Source organism: Stagnihabitans sp., from assembly GCF_964946895.1.
Genome location: NZ_CBBQHX010000001.1, coordinates 51,231 through 73,694, shown reverse-complemented (window position 1 = coordinate 73,694; position 22,464 = coordinate 51,231). Strand labels below are relative to the sequence as shown.

Annotated in this window: 23 protein-coding genes; 10 read left to right on the top strand and 13 right to left on the bottom strand. The window is 64.0% G+C overall.

Annotated elements, in window-relative coordinates:
• Nucleotides 1–98 precede the first annotated feature (98 nt).
• A complete protein-coding gene (locus AC1Y2B_RS00430; protein WP_482251060.1) occupies nt 99–1,166 on the top strand; it encodes a DmpA family aminopeptidase in 1,068 nt (355 codons plus the stop codon).
• Nucleotides 1,167–1,325: 159 nt separating this feature from the next.
• On the opposite strand, the gene AC1Y2B_RS00425 is transcribed toward AC1Y2B_RS00430, so the two are convergent.
• Entirely contained in the window at nt 1,326–2,525 is a 1,200-nt protein-coding gene (locus tag AC1Y2B_RS00425; RefSeq protein WP_482251059.1) for a pyridoxal-phosphate-dependent aminotransferase family protein, read from the bottom strand.
• 120 nt (nt 2,526–2,645) lie between these two features.
• Here AC1Y2B_RS00425 and AC1Y2B_RS00420 point away from each other — a divergent pair, with 120 nt between their 5' ends.
• Genes AC1Y2B_RS00420 through ygfZ form a run of 3 tightly spaced genes read left to right on the top strand, consistent with a single transcriptional unit; the run spans nt 2,646 to nt 5,869 of the window.
• Entirely contained in the window at nt 2,646–3,335 is a 690-nt protein-coding gene (locus tag AC1Y2B_RS00420; RefSeq protein WP_482251058.1) for a phosphatase domain-containing putative toxin, read from the top strand.
• On the top strand, nt 3,332–5,071 hold the full coding sequence (locus AC1Y2B_RS00415) for an ABC transporter ATP-binding protein (RefSeq protein ID WP_482251057.1): 1,740 nt from the start codon (nt 3,332–3,334) through the stop codon (nt 5,069–5,071). The genes AC1Y2B_RS00420 and AC1Y2B_RS00415 overlap by 4 nt, the downstream gene beginning before the upstream one ends.
• 51 nt (nt 5,072–5,122) lie before the next feature.
• The gene (ygfZ, locus tag AC1Y2B_RS00410) at nt 5,123–5,869 is read left to right on the top strand and encodes a CAF17-like 4Fe-4S cluster assembly/insertion protein YgfZ (protein ID WP_482251056.1); all 747 of its coding nucleotides are present in this window, start codon (nt 5,123–5,125) and stop codon (nt 5,867–5,869) included.
• Between the two features lie 77 nt (nt 5,870–5,946).
• Here the strand turns inward: ygfZ and AC1Y2B_RS00405 are convergent, their stop codons facing one another.
• On the bottom strand, nt 5,947–6,783 hold the full coding sequence (locus AC1Y2B_RS00405) for an inositol monophosphatase family protein (RefSeq protein ID WP_482251055.1): 837 nt from the start codon (nt 6,781–6,783) through the stop codon (nt 5,947–5,949).
• 214 nt (nt 6,784–6,997) lie between these two features.
• Between AC1Y2B_RS00405 and AC1Y2B_RS00400 the strand changes: the two genes are divergently transcribed.
• Complete coding sequence (locus AC1Y2B_RS00400) at nt 6,998–7,324, top strand: DUF6280 family protein (protein WP_477999622.1); 327 nt, start codon at nt 6,998–7,000, stop codon at nt 7,322–7,324.
• Between the two features lie 71 nt (nt 7,325–7,395).
• Here AC1Y2B_RS00400 and AC1Y2B_RS00395 read toward each other — a convergent pair whose 3' ends face one another.
• The 4 genes from AC1Y2B_RS00395 to idi form a co-directional block, all read right to left on the bottom strand.
• Nucleotides 7,396–8,202: a hypothetical protein gene (locus tag AC1Y2B_RS00395; protein ID WP_482251054.1), complete on the bottom strand. Its 807-nt coding sequence runs from the start codon at nt 8,200–8,202 to the stop codon at nt 7,396–7,398.
• A gap of 138 nt (nt 8,203–8,340) precedes the next feature.
• On the bottom strand, nt 8,341–9,720 hold the full coding sequence (locus AC1Y2B_RS00390; protein WP_482251053.1) for a TolC family outer membrane protein: 1,380 nt from the start codon (nt 9,718–9,720) through the stop codon (nt 8,341–8,343).
• Between the two features lie 84 nt (nt 9,721–9,804).
• Nucleotides 9,805–10,446 (bottom strand): protein-L-isoaspartate O-methyltransferase family protein, encoded by a 642-nt coding sequence (locus tag AC1Y2B_RS00385; RefSeq protein WP_482251052.1) that lies wholly within the window; start codon nt 10,444–10,446, stop codon nt 9,805–9,807.
• 150 nt (nt 10,447–10,596) lie between these two features.
• Nucleotides 10,597–11,124: an isopentenyl-diphosphate delta-isomerase gene (gene idi / locus AC1Y2B_RS00380; protein WP_482251270.1), complete on the bottom strand. Its 528-nt coding sequence runs from the start codon at nt 11,122–11,124 to the stop codon at nt 10,597–10,599.
• A 124-nt stretch (nt 11,125–11,248) separates the two neighbouring features.
• Between idi and AC1Y2B_RS00375 the strand changes: the two genes are divergently transcribed.
• Nucleotides 11,249–11,464 carry a hypothetical protein gene (locus tag AC1Y2B_RS00375; RefSeq protein WP_482251051.1) on the top strand — a complete coding sequence of 72 codons (216 nt, stop codon included), beginning with the start codon at nt 11,249–11,251 and terminating at the stop codon, nt 11,462–11,464.
• Here the strand turns inward: AC1Y2B_RS00375 and hisI are convergent.
• Nucleotides 11,410–11,769 (bottom strand): phosphoribosyl-AMP cyclohydrolase, encoded by a 360-nt coding sequence (gene hisI, locus AC1Y2B_RS00370; RefSeq protein ID WP_482251050.1) that lies wholly within the window; start codon nt 11,767–11,769, stop codon nt 11,410–11,412. The two genes, AC1Y2B_RS00375 and hisI, sit on opposite strands and share 55 nt — an antisense overlap.
• Before the next feature lie 78 nt (nt 11,770–11,847).
• Between hisI and AC1Y2B_RS00365 the strand changes: the two genes are divergently transcribed.
• Nucleotides 11,848–12,285: an iron-sulfur cluster assembly scaffold protein gene (locus tag AC1Y2B_RS00365; protein ID WP_482251049.1), complete on the top strand. Its 438-nt coding sequence runs from the start codon at nt 11,848–11,850 to the stop codon at nt 12,283–12,285.
• Nucleotides 12,286–12,418: 133 nt separating this feature from the next.
• On the opposite strand, the gene AC1Y2B_RS00360 is transcribed toward AC1Y2B_RS00365, so the two are convergent.
• The 5 genes from AC1Y2B_RS00360 to sciP form a co-directional block, all read right to left on the bottom strand.
• A complete protein-coding gene (locus tag AC1Y2B_RS00360; protein WP_482251048.1) occupies nt 12,419–12,562 on the bottom strand; it encodes a hypothetical protein in 144 nt (47 codons plus the stop codon).
• 61 nt (nt 12,563–12,623) lie between these two features.
• Entirely contained in the window at nt 12,624–14,708 is a 2,085-nt protein-coding gene (gene recG / locus AC1Y2B_RS00355; protein ID WP_482251047.1) for an ATP-dependent DNA helicase RecG, read from the bottom strand.
• Nucleotides 14,705–16,819 carry an NAD-dependent DNA ligase LigA gene (gene ligA, locus AC1Y2B_RS00350; RefSeq protein ID WP_482251046.1) on the bottom strand — a complete coding sequence of 705 codons (2,115 nt, stop codon included), beginning with the start codon at nt 16,817–16,819 and terminating at the stop codon, nt 14,705–14,707. The genes recG and ligA overlap by 4 nt, the downstream gene beginning before the upstream one ends.
• A gap of 54 nt (nt 16,820–16,873) precedes the next feature.
• Nucleotides 16,874–17,584, bottom strand: a complete 711-nt coding sequence (gene ctrA, locus AC1Y2B_RS00345) for a response regulator transcription factor CtrA (protein WP_482251045.1) — start codon at nt 17,582–17,584, stop codon at nt 16,874–16,876.
• Nucleotides 17,585–17,676: 92 nt separating this feature from the next.
• Nucleotides 17,677–17,955: a CtrA inhibitor SciP gene (gene sciP / locus AC1Y2B_RS00340; RefSeq protein ID WP_482251044.1), complete on the bottom strand. Its 279-nt coding sequence runs from the start codon at nt 17,953–17,955 to the stop codon at nt 17,677–17,679.
• Between the two features lie 125 nt (nt 17,956–18,080).
• Here sciP and mnmA point away from each other — a divergent pair, with 125 nt between their 5' ends.
• From mnmA to AC1Y2B_RS00325, 3 genes are all read left to right on the top strand, one after another.
• Nucleotides 18,081–19,211, top strand: a complete 1,131-nt coding sequence (gene mnmA, locus AC1Y2B_RS00335) for a tRNA 2-thiouridine(34) synthase MnmA (RefSeq protein ID WP_482251043.1) — start codon at nt 18,081–18,083, stop codon at nt 19,209–19,211.
• A 120-nt stretch (nt 19,212–19,331) separates the two neighbouring features.
• The gene (locus AC1Y2B_RS00330) at nt 19,332–20,945 is read left to right on the top strand and encodes a peptide chain release factor 3 (protein ID WP_482251042.1); all 1,614 of its coding nucleotides are present in this window, start codon (nt 19,332–19,334) and stop codon (nt 20,943–20,945) included.
• Nucleotide 20,946: 1 nt separating this feature from the next.
• Nucleotides 20,947–21,843 carry a DMT family transporter gene (locus AC1Y2B_RS00325; protein WP_482251041.1) on the top strand — a complete coding sequence of 299 codons (897 nt, stop codon included), beginning with the start codon at nt 20,947–20,949 and terminating at the stop codon, nt 21,841–21,843.
• On the opposite strand, the gene AC1Y2B_RS00320 is transcribed toward AC1Y2B_RS00325, so the two are convergent.
• Nucleotides 21,840–22,412 carry a PepSY domain-containing protein gene (locus AC1Y2B_RS00320; RefSeq protein ID WP_482251040.1) on the bottom strand — a complete coding sequence of 191 codons (573 nt, stop codon included), beginning with the start codon at nt 22,410–22,412 and terminating at the stop codon, nt 21,840–21,842. The genes AC1Y2B_RS00325 and AC1Y2B_RS00320 overlap by 4 nt on opposite strands.
• Between the last annotated feature and the right edge of the window lie 52 nt (nt 22,413–22,464).

Below are 22,464 nucleotides of genomic sequence, written 5' to 3'. Positions count from 1 at the left end.
GGAAAGCCTTGAAATTGCGCAAATGGATCAAGCTGACTTGATCAGGGCGCAAGACTGCTGCCAATCTGGGCAGCAAGCCCGAAAAGCAGGAGCCTGATATGCCCAAACCCCGTGCCCGAGACCTTGGCCTGCCCTTTCCCGGCCAGCCCGGCCCCTTGAACGCCATCACCGACGTGCCCGGCGTCCGCGTCGGGTTCTGCACGCTGACCGATCCGGCCAAGAAGATGCGGACCGGCGTGACCGCCATTCTGGCGCGCGAGGACACCGACTTCCCGCAGCCGGTCTGGGCTGGCCAGTTCACCCTGAACGGCAATGGCGAGATGACCGGCACCCATTGGATCAACGACGCAGGCTATTTCATCGGACCGGTCTGCATCACCAACACCCATGGCGTGGGGGCCGTCCATCACGGCGTCACCGAATGGATGATCGACCATTACGCAGCCTGGTTCGCGACCGAGCATGCCTGGGCCATGCCCGTGGTGGCTGAAACCTATGACGGCATCCTGAACGACATCAACGCCCTGCACGTGACCCCCGCCCATGCCCAGACCGCCATCCGCGCGGCCAGGGGAGGCCATGTCGAGGAGGGCTCTACCGGTGGCGGCAACGGAATGATCGCTTACGAGTTCAAGGCCGGGACCGGCACCGCCTCGCGGGGGATCAAGCTCGGCGGGCAGGCCTTCACCGTCGGCGTGCTGGTGCAGGCCAACCACGGGCGGCGTGACTGGTTTCAGGTTCTGGGCAAGCCAGTCGGCAAGCTGATGCCCGAGGGCAAATTCCGCGACAAGGAACAGGGCTCGATCATCGTGGTCATCGCCACCGACGCGCCCCTGTCCGCGCTGTCCTTACGCCACCTCGCCCGCCGCGCCTCCATGGGCGTGGCGCGGGGCGGCACACCGGCCGGCAACTCCTCGGGTGATATCTTTCTGGCCTTTTCCACCGCCAATGCCGGCCCCATGCCGCAAGGATCGGACACGGTCCTGACCCGATCCGAGATCAACAACGAGGTGATGGACCCGCTGTATCTTGCCGCCGTCGAGGCCACCGAAGAAGCCGTGGTCAATGCGATCGTGGCCGGGGTCGATGTGGCCGCGGTCAAGCCCAAGGGGTTGGTGGTGCCGGGGATCGACACGGAACGGTTGGCCTCACTGTTCGAAGAATAACCTCGGGCCGCGCCCTTGGCCGGCCGCCGGGAGGGTTTCGCACCCTCCCGGACCCTCCCGCGGGATATTTTGAGAAGGCGAAACGAAAGTGCGCTTTTGCCATTCGCCTTGGGCAGCGAGCCAGATTCAGCCTTTTCGGCGGCCCCGATGCGCCGCGCTTCAGACGCCGTGCGCGATTGCGGCGGTTGCGGCTGACAGGGCATTGGCCCCATGCGGGATATTCAGCGCGGTCAGGCCCGCTTCCATCACGGCAAGGGCACCAAGGGTCATGTGGGCGTTCACGTGGCCCATATGGGCGACGCGCAGCGCGCCGGTTGCCTCGGGGTCGTCGGGCGTCGCGGCACCAAGGCCGATTCCGAGGGTGACGCCGGTTTGCGCCTCGGTCCATTGGCGCAGGCGCGTGGCGTCGGGCGCGCCCAGGCGGGCGGCGGTGACAGAGTGGCCACGCGCGGCGGGGTCAGCGACGTTGAGGTGGATGGCGGCATTGCCCTGTCCCCAGGCGTCGAAGGCGGCCCAGACCGAACGGGCCAGTGCGGCATGGCGGGCCCAGACATTGGTCAGGCCTTCCTCCTGCAGGATCATCGTCAGGGATTCGCGCAGCGCATAGAGATGCGTCGTGGGTGCTGTGCCGAACCAGTAGTGCCAGAACTCCTCGGGGTTGGCGCGCCGGGTCCAATCCCAATAGGGCGTGCGGCACGTTGAGGCCGCGCAGGCCGCCAGCGCCTTGTCGTTGAACCACACAAAGCCGAGGCCCGGCGGGCACATCAGGCCCTTTTGGCTCGCGCCCAGCATGACATCGACGCCCCAGTCATCCATCCGGAATTCGTCACAGCCCAGCGAGGCCACGCAATCCACCGCCAGAAGCGCATGACTTCCGGCCGCATCCATCGCAGCGCGCACGGCCCGCACATCCGATTTCACCGATGAGGCCGTGTCGACATGGGTCAAAAGCACGGCGCGGATAGCGGGATCGGCGCGCACCGCGGCCTCGACTTGCGCCGGGTCGGCGGCCGTCTTGCCGCCAAAGTCCATCACCTGCACCGCGACGCCCAAGCCGCGCGCGGTATTGGCCCAGCCGTGGCCGAAGATCCCGGTGGCCAGAACCAGAGCCTTGTCACCGCGCGAGAACAGGTTGGCGTTCGCCGCCTCCCAGGCGCCATGGCCGTTGCAGATGTAAGAGGCGACATGACCCTTGGTGCCGGCCAGCGCCTTCAGGTCGGGCCACAGCCCCTCGACCAACTCGACCAGATCGCCGGAATAGATGTCGGGCGAGGGCCGCTGCATGGCGGCCAGCACGCGGTCTGGCAGGACCGAGGGGCCCGGAATGGCAAGATAGGCGCGTCCATTGGCAAGCGGCATGGGATTCTCCGTTTGCGCAAGGGCTAGACGCTGTCAGCCGGAGGGTCAACGGCCTGCCGCTTGAATGGGACGGCCAAAGCCGCTAGAGCGGCAGCACCCGAGGCAGATTTCAGGACCCGCATGGCTGGCGCATTGAAAAAGCGGATGCTGACCCTGCAAAAGCGGTTGGTTGCGGCCTATGGGACGGATATTTCCACGCCTGAGGCGCGTCGCGCAGCGTGGTGGCATTTCCAGTTGATGGACCACGCCTTTCTGCGCGGCTGGTGGACCAATCTGGATCAGGTGGCACCGGGGGTCTGGCGGGCCAACCAACCTTCGCAGGCGCGTCTGCGGCAATACCGCGACCGGCTGGGTCTTAAATCGGTGCTGAACCTGCGCGGCCCCTCGCAGCAGGGCTTCTATCTGTTCGAGGCCGAGGCCTGCGCCGCCTTGGGCCTGACGTTGCACGACATCCCCTTTTCGGCCCGGCGCGCGCCGCAACGCGCCGCGCTTCTTGAGCTTCTTGACCTGATGCCGCGCCTCGAAAAGCCCGTTCTGATCCATTGCAAATCCGGCGCCGACCGCACCGGCATGGTGGCGGCGATCTACCTGATGGAGGTCGAAGGCCGCCCCTTGGCCGAGGCCAAGCGGCAGCTGAGCCTGCGCTATCTGCATGTGAAAGCCTCGCATACCGGTGTTCTGGACCATTTCCTGACGATGTACGAGACCGAGGCAGCGGGCCGTTCGCTGCGCGAGTGGATCGAACAGGACTATGACCCTGACCGCCTGACCGCCAGCTTTTCCGCGCTGCGCAAGAAGGCCAGGCCATGACCGCCATTCCTGCCAGACGGCTGCTCGGCTGGCTGTGGCGCGACCATATCCGCAAGCGCTGGCCCCTGCTGGCGCTGGCCCTGCTGCTGATGGCGGTGGAGGGGGCGGCAACCGGGGGGCTTTCCTATCTGGTGCGCCCGATGTTCGACGAGGTGCATCAGGGCGCTGCCTTCGCGGTAGTGGCCAAGGTTGCGGCCTCGGTCGGCGGCGTCTTTGTCCTGCGGGCCCTGGCAGGGTTCTCGCACAAGGTGATCATGGCCCGGCAGTCGGAAAAGGTGGGCGCAGAGCTGCAGGCGGCGATGCTGGCCCATGCCTTGCGGCTGGATTTGTCCTTCTACCTCGCCCATTCGCCGGGCAGCCTGATGGAGCGGTTGCGGGGCGATACTGCCACCCTGCGCAACCTCTGGCCGCCGATCCTGCAAGCTTTTGGCCGGGATGCAGTGGCCTTGGTGTCGCTGGCCGTGGTGGCCTTGCTGATCGACTGGCGCTGGACGCTGATCGCCGTGGCAGGCGTGCCCTTGCTGGCGCTGCCGATCACCCGGTTGCAAGCCAAGGTGCGGGGCACGGCGCGGGCGGCACGCACGGCGGCGGGAGCGCTGTCAACACAACTCGACGAGGCGTTTCACGGCATCCGCACCTTGCAACTGTCGGGCGCTGAAGCGGATGAGGTCGCCCGCTACCGCCGCGCCCTGGAAAAGTTCCTGACCGCGCAGTTCCGCTCGGATCGGGCCGCCGCGGCCATTCCGGCGCTGATCGACGTGGTGGCCGCCTTGGGCTTTGCCGGGGTGATGCTGTATGGCGGTATGCAGATCATCGCCGGCACCAAGACGCTGGGCGAGTTCATGAGCTTTTTCACCGCCATGGGGCTGGTCTTTGAACCCTTGCGCAGGTTGGGCTCTGTCTCGGGCCTTTGGGCCGCCGCCCGGGCCTCGCTGGAGCGGATGCGCGGGCTTCTGGACGAGGCGCCGAAAATCACCTCTCCGGTCCGGCCCATAGCGCTGCCTTTGGCGAAAGAGATACGGCTGGAGATGCGGGATGTGGCCTTCAGCTATGCCGAAAGCACGGTCCTGAAAGGCATCAGCTTGCTGGCGGAACCCGGCAAGGTGACGGCACTGGTGGGCCCCTCGGGTGCGGGCAAGACGACGATCTTTCATCTGCTGACCCGGTTGGCCGACCCGGATGCAGGCCAAGTCACGCTGAACGGCGTCGATCTGCGCGATCTGGACTTGGCAGAATTGCGCAGCCTGTTCGCCGTGGTCAGTCAGGACTCCGCCCTGTTTGACGAAGCGATTGCCGCCAATGTCCGGCTGGGGGCCAGGGACCAGTCCGAAGCGGCCTTGGCGCGGGCCTTGTCTTTGGCCCATGCCGATTTCGTCGACGCCATGCCGCAGGGTGCAAACTCTGCCGCAGGCCCGCGTGGCACGGCCCTGTCGGGCGGCCAAAGGCAGCGCATCGCCATCGCCCGCGCGGTGCTGCGCGATGCGCCGATCCTGCTGCTGGATGAGGCGACCTCGGCCTTGGACAGCCAGACCGAGTTGCAGGTCACCCAAGCGCTTGACAGTCTGCGGGCCGGGCGCACGACCTTGGTGATTGCCCATCGGCTTTCCACGATTCAGGCGGCCGATGTGATCCTTGTGATGAACAAGGGCCAGATCGTCGATCGTGGCAGCCATGCCGAGCTTCTGGCACGCGGCGGGCTTTATGCCGACCTCTACCGCCTGCAGTTCAAGGATTAGGCCTTTTCCCGGCGCAGCACTGGTTTATATCTGCACGTCAGGAGACCGCGCATGACCGACACCACCCGCAGGATCATCACCCTGGACGGAAAGGATGCCTTGTCCTTTCTCCAAGGCCTCGTCAGCAATGACGTTCTGCCCCTGGCCAAAGGGTCTGGACTGGTCTGGGCCGCCCTTCTGACGCCGCAGGGCAAGTATCTCGCGGATTTCTTCGTGGGCCACGATGACGCAGGCCTGTTTCTCGACCTGCCCGAGGCGGTTGCCGATGCCACGCTCAGGCGGCTGTCCCTCTACCGCTTACGTGCCGAGGTCAGCCTGACCCTTTCAGACCGGGCGGTGACACGAGGGTTGGGCGAGGCCCCCTTGGGTGCCCTGCCCGATCCGCGCCATCCAGCTCTCGGCTGGCGGCTTTATGGTGCCCCAAAGTCCGAAGCGGCGGTGGATTGGGACGCCATCCGTGTTGCGCATCTGATCCCCGAGACGGGCATCGAACTGATCCCCGACGAGACCTATCTGCTGGAAGCCGGCTTTGAACGCTTGCACGGCGTCGATTTCCGCAAGGGTTGCTATGTAGGCCAGGAAGTCACTGCGCGGATGAAGCACAAGACCGAACTCCGCAAAGGCCTGGCGTTGGTCGCGGTGGAGGGTGCTGCGCCAGTCGGCACCCCCATCCTGGCTGACGGGCGCGAGGTGGGGCGGCTTTTCACTCAAAGTGCGGCCCGCGGGATCGCGCATCTGCGGCTCGACAAGGCCGAGGGCGAGATGTGGGCGGCTGACGCAAGGGTCACGCGGGTCTAGTCTGCCCCGATTTTCATGTGAAAAAGCGCAGGTCGGGCCGGTGAATCGCTGATTTTTCGTAGAAAAATCGGGCGCGGTCAGACAAGAGCCGCATAGGCTTGCGCCACCTCTTGCCAGACCGCCGCGCAACTGGCGGCCAACAGCACGCCAGACACCCGTGCGGTGTCATAGGCCCCACCGTCCAGAAACCGCGCGACCCCACCGGCTCCGACGACGGCCAGCACGCCCGCCGCATGATCCCAGGGGTGCGGCGTTGGTCCTGACAGCACGAAGTCGACATGGCCCTGTGCCAGCAGGCGGTATTCCTGCGCCGAACACCGCAGACTGGTCACCCGGCCAAAGGGCAGGCCCGCCAGGGCCACGGCCCGTTTGCTGTCGGGCGGAAACAGGCCCAAGGGGATATAGCCGCTCAAAGATGCAACCGGCTTGCCGACAGCGGTGCGCAGGATACGGCTGGAGGTGGGTGTGACCATGCGCGTCGGTTCGCCCACGGCCGCCTCGATCCAGTCATCGCACACCGGGTCGTAGAGCATGCCCCAGACCGGCCGCCCGGCGCGCGCCACGGCCAGAAGCACGCCAAAGACCGCCAGCCCATGTGCGAAATTCCAGGTCCCGTCGACAGGATCGACGATCACCGCCGGATCGGCGGTTCCCATTGCCGCACGCAGGGCGGGGGTGCGGGCCACCCCTTCCTCGCCCAAGACCTGCGCTTGCGGCCAATCGCGCGCAAGGCTTGCACAGATCAACACTTCAGCCTCGGTGTCGGCTATCGTCACAAGATCGTTCGGACCCGTCTTCTCTGCCACCTCGTCCACCGCCAAAGCCCGAAAGCGCGGCAGGATGGCCAGTCGCGCCGCCTCGCGCACAGCATGGCGAAGCGCGGTGACGGGAAGAACGGACGTCGCGAGGGTCATTGTGTCTACACCTTTAGAATAGCTTGATCGATTCAGCTTGTCGTCTATATATCGCGGGTGGTTTGAGAAGACTTCAACAACATGCTGCGATGCGTCGTCTAAAGATATGCATCAAACGCATGGCTGACATGCTAGAAACAGCATGACGAATCGTCTTCTAATCGTTACAAGCGCGGAACGTCAGAAAAGACAAGAGTAAGAAGTAGGACGCAACATGGCCGATTTCATAGACAGCACTGCCTTCAACTTCGAGCAAGGCCAACGCGCGCGCAAGCTATTTGCAGCGGTGGTTCTGGCTGCGCTGGATGATGCGATTGCTGATGACAAGAAGTACGGCAACGGTCCCGACCAGATCGCCCGCTGGGCCCGCTCGCGCGATGGCCGCGAAGTGCTGTCCTGCGCCGGGATCGACCCGAACGAGCGTGTGGTCAAAGGCTTGATGGATTTTGTTGGCAAAGGGGTTCGCACCTCGGTTGCGCTGTCGCGCGAAGAAAGCGAACGTCGTCACGCTTTGGAACTGGATCAAGCCGAAGCGGCCTGAACAGTCCTGTGATGGCTTGAGCGCGCCCTTCGGGGCGCGCTTTTCCATTCCGGGATATGGTTGCGCGGCTGTCAGTCCAGCTTGTGAACCGCCAGCGCGTTCGAAATCTCGGCCCGGACCATCTTGCGGATGTTTCGGGTGATCTTTTCACCCAGATCGCCCTGCAGCTGTTCGCGGATCAGATCGCGGACCAATTCGCGCAGGACCTGCTCGGAAAAGATGTTGTCGTCTTCCTGCTGCGAGCCTGGGATCACTTCCGCCATCGGGGCTTCGGGCAGGTCGTCCAAGGCAGCCAGAGCCTCAGCCTCTGCCTGATCGGCCCAATCGTCAAACTCTGGCGTCAGATCGTCAGGGGACACGTCCTCTGCCATCGGCGCCTCTGGCACGCTGGGGCGGACCTCTGCCGCCTGGTCGACATGCGAGGCCAAGGGTGCTGCGAGCTCGGCGGCAATCACCTGAGCGGCAAATGTCTCCCGCATGGAACGCCGTGCGAAGGTGAAGCTGGACCAGTCAAGGCCATCCACTTCTGGCCCTGGATCACCGGTTTCGGATTCCCAATCCAGCGGGCGGTTCTGGTCGACCCCCTGCGCCAGCGTGGCCACCAGATCCGGCGTGGCGCGCGTCACCTCATGTTCGACCCCAAGATGAAGGCGCGGCAAAGGCTTGCGATCTGGAAGCTCGGCAACCGCGTCACCCTTGGGCACCACGCTCAGCTTTCGCGAGGACACGACACGCAAAGCCGGGGTCAGGATCAGCTTGTCCGCGACCGGTTGGACCACGATCTGCGGGCGCGGGATCGGGCGCAGATCTTCCGAGACCAAACGCCGGATCGACGACAGCACATCCTCGACTTCGTCCGAATTTACCGATCCAGCCATATTCGCTTGGGTCCTGCTGCCATCACTCTGCGTCACACCGGCGGATCGCACGGCACAACTTGGCAAAGTCTAAGCCACTCGCCGCCTTCATTCAAGGAAGTGACGCCACAAGTGCTAACGAATGCTTAAGACCCGCGATTATTTGCCCAGAGTTTTCAGAATCCGGTCGAGTTTCGCCCCCCGGGACGATGTGGCCGGGGCGCCCTTCACCGCATTGTAATAGGCTTGCGGGTCGAAGGTCGGGATCCCCAGATGCAGCTTGTCGGCGGTCAGAAGGCCCATGCTGGACAGCAGCGAGTACTGGCTGACGTAAAGGTTGGCCTGCGCCTGCAATTCGGACGCCTTGGCCGACAGCAGGTTCTGCTCGGCGTTCAGGACGTCCAGCGTGGTGCGGCTGCCCAGCTCGGCCTCTTGCTTGACGCCGTCATAGGCGGCTTGGGCTGCCCGGATCTGCTCGCGGTTGGCCGCGATCGAGGCATTGGCCACCAGGATGTTCGACCAGGCCTTGCCGACGGCCTCGGTCACATTCACCCCGGTCTGCAGTTGCGCCGCGTGGGCTTCCTGCTGTTGGGCGATGGCCTGACGGAACGCGGCCGACAGACGGCCACCGGCATAGATTTCCTGATCCAACTCCAGCCCGACCGACAGGTTCGAGGTCCCAAGGCCCTTCTTGTCGAAGCCTTGGCTCAGTGTCGTGTTGGTTGTCACATTGGGGTTGAACTGCGCCTTGGCCAGTTGCACGCCCAGATCGGCCGCCTTGGCTTGATGTTGCGACTGCACGACAGCCGGATGGCCACGCAGGGCAATCTGGCGCGCCTCATCCATGGTCTTCACCGCGATCGGCGTGGTGGGCAGCGCCGACAGATGGTCAGGATAATGACCGATCGCCGCATTGTATCGCTCACGCGCGATGTTGAAGTTGCCCTGCGCCGAGGCCAAAGCCGCGTTTGCCGAGGCCAGTTGCGCTTCGGCCAGCGCCACGTCGGTCTTGGTCACTTCGCCAACGTCAAACTTGTCTTTGGCCGCCTGCAGGTCCTGGGTGATCAGCCGAACGTTGGATTCCTGCGCCGCAACCAGTTCGGTTTGCAGCGACATGTTCACATAGGCCGACACGGCATCCAGCAGCACCTGCTGTTCGACATTGACCAGCGAGGCTTGCGACGACAGCACCAATTCGTTCTTGATGGCCACGCTCAGCTTGCCGCGGCCGAATTGCAGCACGGGCATCGAGACGACGAGGTTCAACGACCCGTTGTAGGCCGTGGAGTCGCTGGTCTTGTGGGGGAACTCGCTGGCCGTGTAGCCCATCTTTGTCACGAAGTTCACCACCGGCAGCAAAGAGCCGACAGCTGTCGCCACATCTTCGTCAGCCGCGCGCAGAACCGCTTGGTTCTGTTCCAGCAAATGCGAGTTGCGATAGGCCGAGATCAGGGCATCGGTCAGGCTTTCCGCCCAAACTGCGCCGGGCGCAAAAGACACCGCACCCAGCAGAAGGGCCACCATAACGTTCCGCATCATCCACCTCATCCGACCTCGCCCGACCGGCCAATCCGGTCAGACTCCTTTGTGCCGGACCTTCTGGCCCCGGCGCAAAGCCTTCCGTTACAGTACGAACCCGCGCCGCGCTTCAAAGCCCGGCAGAACCGGAGCCGTAGCGTTGAAGCAGAACCGCCAGCTGATCTTTCCGTCCAACTTATGGCCAATCCGGGCGATGCCAAGGGCACCTTCCATGAAAATCGCCGCGATCCGGCCACCTTCGGCCATCTGTGCCTCCAAAGCGGTCGGAATGGCTTCCGCGCCGCCTTCCAGCAGGATGACGTCAAACGGACCCTCGGCGGCCGCGCCAGCCACCAGCGGACCGCAGACCACCTTGGCCGCACCCTCCAGCTTCAGTGCGGCGGCGGCGGCCATGGCTGTGTCTTCCTCGACCGCGATCACGTTCAGGCCCATCTCGGCCAGAACAGCGCTGGCATAGCCAAGCCCTGCCCCCAGATCGAGCGCCCTTTCCCCCGGCACGAGATCCAGCGCATCCAGAAGCTTGGCAAGGCTGCGCGCCTCAAGCACGACACGGCGCGGGCCAAGCACGATGTTCTGGCCCGCATAGGCCGCTTCCCGCGCCGCATCCGGCACGAAATCTTCGCGCGGCACGGCCAGCATGGCAGCAATGATCGGGAATTTGGTCACGTCTTGCGGACGCACCTGTGTGTCGACCATCACAACGCGGCGGGTGGCAAAATCACTCATCTGGCTCATTTCCGTCTAGGGCGGGTTATCCTGATGCAACGCGGACGGGACATCAGGAAATCCCCCGGTTGCGGCATGTCTTGCCACAGTTGCCGGGCAGGAGCAACGGGGCTAAGCACGCCTCGGATGCTCCCCCGCCAATTTCACCGTTCAGTCATTCAGACTGCCGAAAAGCCGTTCACGGTGGTCGGTCAGATAGATGCGCAGCCAAGGCGTGAAGCGTGCGGGATCGTCCGCAATGGCGGCATCCAGCTCGGTCAGGGTCATCCAGACTGTATCAGCGACCTCAGCCGGATCGGGCCGCAGAACCGGACGGATCGGGGCTTTGGCCATGAAGACGTCGACGACCTCATGCTCGATCATGTCCGGTCCAACCTCGGCGCGGTATTCGACCTGCCCTACCGGGCGCAGCACCAGCCCCGAGATCCCCAGCTCTTCCTGCAGGCGACGGCGGGCGCAGGCGTTGGCCGCTTCGCCCCAATGGGGATGGGTGCAGCAGGTGTTGGCCCAAAGCCCGGCCGAGTGATATTTGTCCAAGGCGCGCTGCTGCAACAGGATGTGATCGCCCTCGATCACAAAGACCGACACCGCCTTGTGGCGCAGGCCTTGCCGGTGCACCGCCAGCTTCTCCACGGGCTTCAGGCGGCCCGCCACCCAGGCGGGGATCATGTCTTGCATGTCATCGGGCGTCATCATGGCGCTTGGTTAGCGTGGGCTTTGGCCTGCCGCAACCCGGATCGAAGCTGACGATTCCTTAACCAAATGCGGCGATCATCGTGCCACCACCAGAACGGAGGACAAGATGACCCGCCACCAGGTTGAAACCGAACTTTCCGACATTCGGCGCGAGATCACCCGCCTGCAACGGCGTGAGGCGCTTTTGCTGCGCAGCGGTCCTGATCAAGCCGAAGGACAGCCCCGCCCCGGCTGGCCCATGCACCGCGCCGCGGCCGGGGTGCTGGCTCAGGCTTCGGGGGCCATGATTTCCACTTCCGCGCCGTCGCGCACGGCGGTGTAAAAGCAACTGCGCCGGTTGGTGTGGCAGGCGGGTCCGGTCTGGCGCACCTGCACCAGCAGACAATCGCGGTCGCAATCAAGGCGCAGATCGACAAGTTCTTGCGCGTGACCCGAGCTTTCGCCCTTGACCCAGAAACTGGCCCGCGACCGCGACCAATAGGTCACGCGGCCAGTGGCCAGCGTGCGGGCCACCGCTTCGGCGTTCATCCAGGCGAACATCAAAACTTCGCCGTTGGCCGCGTCCTGCGCGATGCAGGGGATCAGGCCGTTGGCATCAAATTTCAGCGTCGTGGGGTCAAAGACCATCAGGTCCTCCTTGGCGGGCGGGCGTGTGGCGACTATCTAGGGGACAGTCCGCCGCCGAACCAGCCCGAAAGCCCGAACATGAGCGACACCGACCTTGTCAAACTCTACTCCGGCCGCATTCTGGCGCTGGCCGCCGATATCCCGCACCTGGGCCATCTGCCCGCTCCCGGAGGCACGGCCAAGAAACGCTCGCCGCTGTGCGGTTCCACCGTGTCGGTGGATGTGGTTGTGAAAGATGGCAAGGTGGCCGAATTCGCGCAAGAGGTCCGCGCCTGTGCCCTGGGCCAAGCCTCCGCCGCCGTGCTGGGAGAGGTTGTGATCGGCCGCACCCTAACCGAACTGCAATCCGCGCGCACCGCACTTTCGGCCATGCTGAAAGACGGCGCCCCGGTCCCCGCCGCCCCCTTTGCGGGCTACGAGGTGCTGATCCCTGCCCGCGACTACAAGAATCGCCACGCCTCGATCCTGCTGGCGCTGGATGCGACCTGCGACGCCGTCGCCGCAGCCCAGGCCTGATCGCGTCCCGGGGTCCGCAATGAAAAAACCGCCGCACGACCCTTCCGGTCGGCGGCGGCAAGTGGCGTTTTGGTCATGCGGGCAGGACAGACATGCGCTTGGGGCAGCGCGGCCGGCATGAAACGCGGGCAGATTACGCGACGCCTGACAAGGTCAGGCCGATGTAGAGCACAAGAAACAGGGTCGCCACGCCCAAGGCATCCTCAAGGTCGGCAACTTGCGTGGTCGTCTGGTGAACAATTCGAGAGAACATCGGCACCTCCGTTTCTGTTGCCATATTGTTCTCACACGATGAACCACCTGTAAAGAACTTTATAAGAACATTTGAGAACAGACCGTCACCCGACAGTTAGCAGCTTGATCGCCCGATCCTGATCCAAGAGCCACAGCAGCACCCGCGCCGCACGGCCGCGCGGGCTGTCCAGACCGGGATCATCCGCCAGAAGCCGCCGCGCATCGCTTTGCGCAATCGCCATCAACCCCGCCTGCCGTTCCAGATCCGCCATGCGGAACCGCGGCAGACCCGATTGCGCCGTGCCGATCAGATCGCCCGCCCCCCGCATCGCCAGATCCTCCTCGGAAATCCGAAAGCCATCCTCGGTATCGCGAATCACCTTTAACCGCCGCTCTCCACTGGCGCCAAGCGGCGCCTGATACAGCAGCAAACAGGTCGATTCCGCCGTGCCGCGTCCGACACGTCCCCGCAGCTGGTGCAACTGCGCCAGACCGAAAATCTCCGCCCGCTCGATCACCATGATCGAGGCATTGGGCACGTTCACCCCCACTTCGATCACCGTCGTCGCCACCAGAACCTTGGTCTCACCCGCGACGAATCGCGCCATCGCGGCATCCTTCTCGGCATTGGGCATCTGGCCGTGGACCAATCCCACCCCATCGCCCAACGCCGCCCGAAGTGCGGCAAACCGCGCCTCGGCACTGGCATAGTCCAGCACCTCAGAGTCCTCGACCAGCGGGCAGACCCAATAGGCCTGCCGCCCCTCGGCCACGGCCCTGGCCAGATGCCCGACCACCTCCTCCATCCGGCTGTCCGAGATCAGTGCCGTCCTGATCGGCTTGCGCCCCGCCGGCTTTTCATCCAGCACCGACACATCCATGTCGCCATAGCTGGCCAAAGCCAGCGAGCGTGGGATCGGCGTCGCCGTCATCACCAGCACGTCCGCCGCCTGTCCTTTCGCGCCCAGTTCCATCCGCTGCGCCACGCCAAAGCGATGCTGCTCATCGACGACCGCCAGCCTAAGATCATGAAACGCCACATCTTTCTGGAAGACCGCGTGGGTGCCCACCAGAATGTCGATGGCGCCAGAGGCCAGATCGGCCAGCTTGCCCGCCCGCTCGCCCCCCTTGTCACGGCCCGAAAGCATTTCCAGCCGGACACCCGCCAAGGCCGCCAGCGGCTGCAAACCCTCCAGATGTTGCCGCGCGAGGATTTCGGTTGGGGCCATCATCACCCCCTGCCCGCCCGCCTCCACCGCGATCAGCAAGGCCATGAAGGCCACCAAAGTCTTGCCCGCCCCGACATCGCCCTGCAAAAGCCGGTTCATCCGCAAAGGGGATTCAAGGTCCAGCGCGATCTCGGCAATCGCCCGCTGTTGCGCCCCTGTCGGCTGATAGGGCAGTGAATTCAGCACTTTGCGCTGCAACTGCCCGCTGCCGAGGCTGGACCGCCCCTTGCCCTTGCGCAAAGCCGCCCGTGCCAGGGACAGCGTCAGTTGATGGGCAAACAACTCGTCATAGGCCAGCCGTGCCCGGGCCACAGCCTCGGGCATCAGATCGGCCGGGCTTTCAGGCGCATGGACCGCCGCCAGCGCCGCGCGCCAGTCCGGCCACCCCTCGCGAACCTTGAGGGGGCCGTCGATCCACTCGGTCAGGTCCGGGGTCCGCGCCATCGCCCCCGCCACCCCCTTGGCGATCTGCTTTTGTGTGACACCGGCGGTCAGCGGATAGACCGGTTCAAACGCGGGCAAGGACCCGGCTTCTTCAAGGCGCAGCACGTGATCGGGATGAACCATCTGGCCAACCCCATCAAAAAGCTCGATTTTCCCAGAAACAACCCGGCGCTGTCCGGTCGGCAGAAGTTCTCGCAGATAGTCGGTGCGGGCGTGGAAGAAGACCAGTTGGAATTCCACCTCCTGATCGCGCACCGTCACGCGGTAGGGCCGCCCCTTCTGGCGCGGCGGCAGATGCAGGCCAACCTCCACCTCAACCGTCACGGTCGCGGGCGCCACCACGTCGCGGATCGAGGCTTTACGGCTGCGGTCCACCCCGGAATGCGGCAGCAGAAACAGAAAATCCTTCGGCCGTTCAACCCCCAACGGCACCAGAGCCTTGGCCGTCTTCGGGCCAATCCCCTCCAGCGTTTCAAGCCCTGCATAAAGCGGGAAAAGGATCTCCGGACGGCTCATGAACGCCCTGCAAGGGCGATCCAGGCATCCTCGTCGATCATTTTCACGCCCAGCCGTTCGGCATCCTTGGCCTTGGACCCCGCACCCGGGCCCGCAACCACCAGATCGGTCTTGGCGCTGACCGAGCCTGCCACCTTGGCCCCAAGCGCCTCGGCGCGCGCCTTGGCCTCGGCGCGGCTCATTTTCTCCAGCGTCCCCGTGAAAACGATCGTCTTGCCGGCAATGTCCGAGGCGACCTGTGCCCGCGCTGCAACCGGCTGAATGTCAAGCTGCGCCACCAGGGCGTCAATCGCCGCCCGTTCGGCGGGGTTGCGGAAGGCATCCACAACGCTTTGCGCCAGAACCCCGCCAACGCCATCGACCGAGAGCAGGTCATTCCACGCCTCGTTCCCGGGTTCGGCCACGGCCATCGCGGCCTCGAACGCGGGCCAGGTGGCGTAGTGCCGCGCAATCAAACCCGCCGCCACTTCGCCCACATGCCGTATGCCAAGCGCGAAGATCAGACGATCCAGCGCGATGCTGCGCCGCGCCGCGATCGCCGCAAACAGGTTGGTTACGGATCTTTCGCCAAAGCCATCACGATTCTTCAGCTTTTTCAGAGGGCTGGCGGCGTCTCTTGATGCAAGGGTGAAGATGTCGGCGGGCTGTTTCACAGGTAGGTCGGGGTCATTGTAGAACATTTCGACTTGCTTTGCGCCCAGACCGTCGATGTCAAAGGCGCCCCTGCTCACAAAATGCTTCAATCTTTCAACACCTTGCGCGGGACAGATCAGACCGCCGGTGCAGCGGCGGACCGAGTCGCCCTCTTCTCGGTGGGCAGGACTACCGCATTCCGGGCAAACTTCCGGAAAAACATAAGGTTGTGCGTCGATCTTGCGTTGCGAAAGGTCAACGTCCGCAACCTTCGGGATCACATCGCCGGCGCGGTAGACCTGCACCCAGTCGCCGACGCGGATGTCCTTGCCCTCGCGGATCGGGTTTCCTTTCGAATCGCGCCCGGCAATGTAATCCTCGTTGTGCAGCGTGGCGTTTGACACCACCACGCCACCCACCGTCACCGGCTGCAACCGCGCAACCGGAGAGATCGCCCCAGTCCGCCCCACCTGAATGTCGATCGCCAGAAGCCGGGTCCAGGCGAGTTCCGCCGGGAACTTGTGCGCAATCGCCCACCGCGGCGTCGAAGAGCGAAAGCCCAATCTCTCCTGCAAGGTCAGGTCGTTGACCTTGTAGACCACACCGTCAATGTCATAGCCCAGCGTCGCCCGCTGTGCCTCGATCCGGCGATAATGCGCCATAAGATCCGCAGGGCTGCTGCACAGGACAGTCAAAGGATTTACTTGAAATCCCAAAGACTTGAACTGCCATATTGAAGTGATTTGTGAAGTCCCCAAAGGCGCGGACACCTCTCCCCAGGCATAGGCGAAGAACCGAAGAGGCCGTTCGGCTGTGATCATCGCATCCAGCTGTCGCAGCGAACCCGCCGCAGCATTGCGCGGGTTGGCAAAGGTCTTGTCGCCGCGTGCGGCCTGCCGCGCATTGAGTGCTGCAAAATCGGCGTGCGCCATATAGACCTCGCCGCGCACCTCCATCACGGCGGGGGCGCCCGTTACCTCTTGCGGGATATCCGCGATGGTGCGGGCATTTTCGGTGACATCTTCGCCCGTCTCCCCATCGCCGCGCGTCGCGGCCTGAACCAAGCGGCCAGCCTCATAGCGCAGGTTCAGCGACAAGCCGTCGATCTTGGGTTCCGCCGTATAGGTGACTTCGGACACCCCAAGGAACTTCTTCACCCGTTCGTCGAAATCCAGCACGTCACTTTCGGCAAAAGCATTCTCCAGGCTCAGCATCCGCACCCGGTGCGGCACCTTGCCAAAGCCCGCGGCAACCGCAGCACCCACTTGGTCGGACGGGCTGTCAGACCGCTTCAGCCCGGCAAAACGCGCCTCGATCGCCGCATTGCGCCGCTTGATCGCATCATAGTCGGCGTCCGAAATCTCGGGCGCGTCGAGCGTGTGATACGCTGTGTTGGCAGACGCGATAGCTTCGGCCAACCGGGCCAGCTCTGCCCGCGCCTCGGCCTCATTCAGGTCTCCGACCGCCTTGTCCATCATCCGCCCCCCTGTTCGCACCTCAGGTTACGGGGCGGCTGCGCGGATTTCCAGCGGTCAGGCGCTTGCGGCCAGACGAGGCACCTCTGCCGCAATGGGTTCGCGCAGCACATAGCCACGGCCCCAGACGGTTTCGATGTAGTTCTGCCCGCCCGTGGCCTCTGCCAGCTTCTTGCGCAGCTTGCAGATGAAGACGTCTATGATCTTCAATTCCGGCTCGTCCATGCCGCCGTACAGGTGGTTCAGGAACATTTCCTTGGTCAGCGTGGTGCCCTTGCGCAACGAGAGCAGTTCCAGCATCTGGTATTCCTTGCCGGTCAGATGCACGGCCGAACCGTCGACATCCACCGTCTTGGCATCCAGGTTGACCTGAACCTTGCCGGTGCGAATCACGGACTGTGAATGGCCCTTGGAGCGACGGATGATGGCGTGGATGCGCGCCACCAGCTCCTCTCGGTGAAAGGGCTTGGTCAGATAGTCATCGGCACCAAAACCGAAGCCCTTGATCTTGTTTTCGGTATCGTCCGAGCCCGACAGGATCAGGATCGGCGTTTCAATTCGGGCAAGGCGCAACTGGCGCAGCACCTCATGTCCCGACATGTCGGGCAGGTTCAGGTCCAGAAGGATCAGGTCATAGTCATACAACTTTGCCAGATCGATACCGTCTTCCCCAAGATCGGTACAATAGACGTTCAAATTTGCGTGGGTCAGCATGAGTTCAATGCTGCGCGAGGTCGTGGGATCATCTTCAACAAGCAGGATACGCATATTTCAAAGCTCCGTCTCGGCTGTCTGTTAACGACTGTGGCGGGCAATGGTTAATCAAGCGTTACTCTGCCAGAACGAAAGCGGAAAACAACTTAAAGTTGTCGGTATTTCTGGATTGTGGTGACCCGCAAGGCCTTTTCGCCATGCTTTTCCACGGCGTCGCGCCACAGGGTGAACTCTTCTTCGGACAAGGCGTAGCGTTCCAGCGCTTCTGACTGGGCAATCAGCCCATAAAGCACCGCCTTGACCACCACGGCCTTGCGGCTGGCCACCCAGCGGCGGGTATCGGCAGGCGGCAGATCGGCGCGGCTCAGGATGCTGCCATCCGGCAAGGTGATCTGGCGCGGGCCATCGACTTTCTTGAGATACATGGGGTCAATCCTCGTCCAACGCCGCCAAAATGCCCCAGCGTCCTTAAGCAAGCATGAAGCGAGGGGTTGAGAGTGGCGGGCATTTTCCTATATTGCAGGCTTAAATCCTCAACTTGGCCGCAATCATGCTGGACGTAAAACTTAATTCCCTGGGGCTTCCCAAGGCCCCGGCAGACACCCGTGTCGTCGTGGCGATGTCGGGAGGTGTCGATTCGTCGGTTGTCGCGGCGATGCTGAAGGACGAAGGCTATGACGTGGTCGGCGTCACACTGCAGCTTTATGACCATGGCGCGGCGCTGGCGAAAAAGGGCGCCTGCTGTGCCGGCCGGGATATCCACGACGCCCGCCGCGTGGCCGAGCAGATGGGCTTTCCGCACTATGTGCTTGATTATGAAAATACCTTCCGCGAGGCAGTGATCGAGGAATTCGCAGACGCCTACCTGTCGGGCGCCACTCCGGTGCCCTGCATCCGCTGCAATGAACGGGTGAAGTTCAAGGACCTTCTGGCCACTGCCAAGGATCTGAACGCCGACTGCATGGCCACCGGTCACTACATCCAGCGCAAGCTGGCGGCCGGGCCGGAACTGCACCGCGCCGCCGACCAGAACCGCGATCAAAGCTATTTCCTGTTCTCGACCACGCCAGATCAACTGGATTTTTTGCGCTTTCCCTTGGGCCACCTTGGCTCCAAGGCGGAAACCCGGGCGCTGGCGGCGAAATATGGGCTGTCGGTGGCGGACAAGCCCGACAGTCAGGACATCTGCTTTGTCCCGAACGGCAACTATGCCGCTGTGATCGAGAAACTGCGCCCCGGCGCCGCCGACCCTGGCGAGATCGTCGACCAGGAAGGCCGCGTCCTCGGCCAGCACAACGGCGTCATTCACTACACCGTTGGCCAGCGAAAAGGCCTCGGCGTCGGCGGATTGGAGGAACCGATCTACGTCCTGCGCCTAGACCCCGCCACTCGCCGCGTCATCGTCGGCCCGAAAGCCGCCCTCGCCACACGGATGATCCCGGTGCGCGAGATCAACTGGTTGGGCGACGCCCCCTTCGACGGCACCGAACACCACATCGAGGTCAAGGTCCGCTCCACCAGGCCCCCGCGCGCCGCCATCATCCGCCCGCTGTCGCCCACCACGGCAGAGGTCGAACTCCTCGACCCCGAGGATGGCGTCTCGGCGGGCCAGGCCTGCGTCTTCTACGAACCCAACTCCACCCGCGTCCTCGGTGGCGGCTGGGTCTGGCGCGGCAAATAGCCCTGCAAGCCCCCCTTTCATGTGTTCATAAATATCCCACGGGGAGGTCCGGAGGGGTGTGAAACCCCTCCGGCTGCCAGCCACATGGACCCCGGCCCGGAATTAGGCTAAAGCCGCCCCATGCTTGACAACCGCCCCCAACTCCCGCCCGAAGTCGCCCCCCCTGAAATAAGGAGGCGCCGGACCTTTGCGATCATCTCGCACCCTGACGCCGGCAAGACCACGCTGACCGAAAAGTTCCTGCTGTTCGGCGGTGCGATCCAGATGGCGGGTCAGGTGCGCGCCAAGGGCGAAGCGCGCCGCACAAGGTCAGACTTCATGAAACTGGAGCAGGAGCGCGGGATTTCCGTCTCGGCCTCTGCCATGTCCTATGACTACCGCCAGTGGCGCTTCAATCTGGTCGACACCCCCGGCCACAGCGACTTTTCCGAGGATACCTACCGCACGCTGACCGCCGTCGATGCTGCCATCATGGTGATCGACGGGGCCAAGGGCGTGGAATCCCAGACCCGCAAGCTGTTCGAGGTCTGCCGTCTGCGCGACCTGCCGATCCTGACATTCTGCAACAAGATGGACCGCGAATCTCGCGACGTGTTCGACATCATCGACGAGATCCAAGAGAACCTCGCCATCGACGTCACGCCCGCCTCCTGGCCGATTGGCGTTGGCCGCGATTTCATCGGGGCCTATGACCTGTTGCACGACCGGTTGGAGATCATGGACCGCGCCGACCGCAACAAGGTCGCCGAAAGCATCCAGATCTCTGGCATGGACGACCCGCGCCTGGCCGAGCACGTGCCCGCGGAACTTCTGAAGAAGTTCCGCGAAGAGATTGAAATGGCACGCGAACTTCTGCCCGCCTTCAACCGACAGTCCTTCCTGGAAGGCCACATGACACCGATCTGGTTCGGCTCGGCGATCAACTCGTTTGGCGTCAAGGAGCTGATGGACGGCATGGGCGAATATGGCCCCGAACCGCAGCCACAGCGCGCGGCAGAGCGTCAGATCGACCCGTCCGAACCCGTCGTCACCGGCTTCGTCTTCAAGGTTCAGGCCAACATGGACCCCAAGCACCGCGACCGCGTGGCCTTCGTGCGCCTCGCCTCCGGTCACTTCGAACGCGGCATGAAGTTGCTCCATGTCCGTACCAAGAAGCCGATGGCCGTGGCCAACCCTGTCATGTTCCTCGCCGCCGACCGCGAGTTGACCGAGGAAGCCTGGGCCGGTGACATAATCGGCATACCGAACCACGGCCAGTTGCGCATCGGCGACGCCCTGACCGAGGGCGAAGCGCTGCGCTTCACCGGCATCCCCTCCTTTGCGCCCGAATTGTTGTCAGGCGTGCGGGCGCTGGACCCGATGAAGGCCAAGCATCTGGAAAAGGCGCTGATGCAGTTCGCCGAGGAAGGTGCGGCCAAGGTCTTCAAGCCGATGATTGGTTCCGGCTACATCGTGGGCGTCGTGGGCCAACTTCAGTTCGAGGTTCTGGCCTCCCGGATCGAGGAAGAATACTCCCTTCCCGTCCGCTTTGAACCCTCGCAGTTCACCTCCGCCCGCTGGGTGTCTGGCCCGAAAGCCGAGATGGAAAAGCTGGTCAACGTCAACAAGGGCCATATCGCCATCGACAGTGACGGGGCGACCGTGTTCCTGACCCGTTTGAAGTGGGACATTGACCGCGTTGAACGCGACTATCCTGATCTGAAGTTGACCGCGACCAAGGAAATGATGGTCTAGGGTGGCCCTGCCGCTGCACGACCTTGCCGCCTTGGGCACCGCCACCTGCTGGGCCACCTCGGCCCTGTTCTCGGCCGAGGCGGTGCGGTCGCTCGGTGCCTTTCATTTTAACCTGATCCGTCAGGTCTTCGTCACCGGGTTGCTGGCAGTGGCTGTCTGGCTGACCGGGGTTGCCCTTTGGCCGGGGGTGCCGACGGTGCTTTGGCTGGGGCTGTCGGGGGTGCTGGGCATTCTGATTGGCGACACCTTCAACTTCGCCGCCGTGGCCCGCCTTGGACCGCGCCGCGCCGGGGCGGTCTTTGCGCTGAACGCGCCGATGGCCGCCGCTTTGGGCTGGCTGTTTCTGGGTGAGACCCTGAGCCTGCAAGCCGCCGCGGGCATATCCCTGACGGTGGCCGGTGTGGCGCTGGCCATCCTTGGCCGCAGCGCCGCCGAGCCGCACCGGCTGGAAAGCCTGCACGGCAAGCTGGCCGTGGGTCTGGGGTTCGGGCTTCTTGCGGGACTGGGGCAGGCCACCGGGTCGCTGTTGGCGCGGCCCATCCTGCAGGCCGGGCTTGACCCCTACCTCGCCTCGCTGATCCGTGTCGGCGCTTCGGGTGTGGCGATGAGCCTGCTGGCCGCGTCACCGCTGGCTCCCAAGCGCATTGGGCCCTTCACCCCCCGCGCTTTGGTCTTTTCAGCCGCAACCGCGTTCATCGGGCTGTTTCTGGGCATGACCCTGTTTCTGTACGCCCTGCAGGGCGGGCAAACCGGAATCATCGCGACCTTGTCCGCCACCTCGCCCGTGATCATCCTGCCGCTGTTGTGGCTGCGCACCGGTCAGGCGCCGCGACCACTGGCGTGGGCCGGTGCCGCCCTTGCGGTCTGCGGTCTGGCGTTGATCTTCCTGCGGACTTAATCGGGCCGTCGCGCCTTGCGATTGCGCAGACGGCGCAAGCGCGGGGCGAGGAACAGATAGATCCCGCTGCATCCGAAGACCATCATCGCCGCCGCCGTGATGTCGGCTGGCCAGGTACCAAGACCGGCCCCCAGCCACCCCGCCCGATGCCAGCCGATCATCACCTGCGCCCAACGGATGCGGCTGGCGATCTGCCGGCCCTCCGGGGCGTAGAGCGTGCTTTGAAACGGACCCTCCAGCCAATAGGCTCCGGTGGCACCATCGACCAGCAGGGTGACGCCCTGCGCATTCATCCGAAAACCGGGCCGGTCCAGAATCGTGGCGGGCAAGGGGCGACCGGTGACCTGCAACGCCAGCCGCGTGGCCAAGGCCTGCACGCCGGCAGCCTGCACCGGCTGGTCCGGCAAAGCCTGCACCATCTGCGCCGAAAACATGCCTTGCGGCAGGATTTGCTGAAACAGGCCGCCATGGTTTTCAAACAGTCCCGTCAGCCCGGCAAGGATGATCCACGGCAAGACCAGAAGGCCAAGCCAGCCGTGCAGCGTTCTGAGCAGGCGTTCCAAAGACATGGACCCTGATTGCCAGATGTGATCCGCCCTGACAACGGCCAAGCCAGTTGAC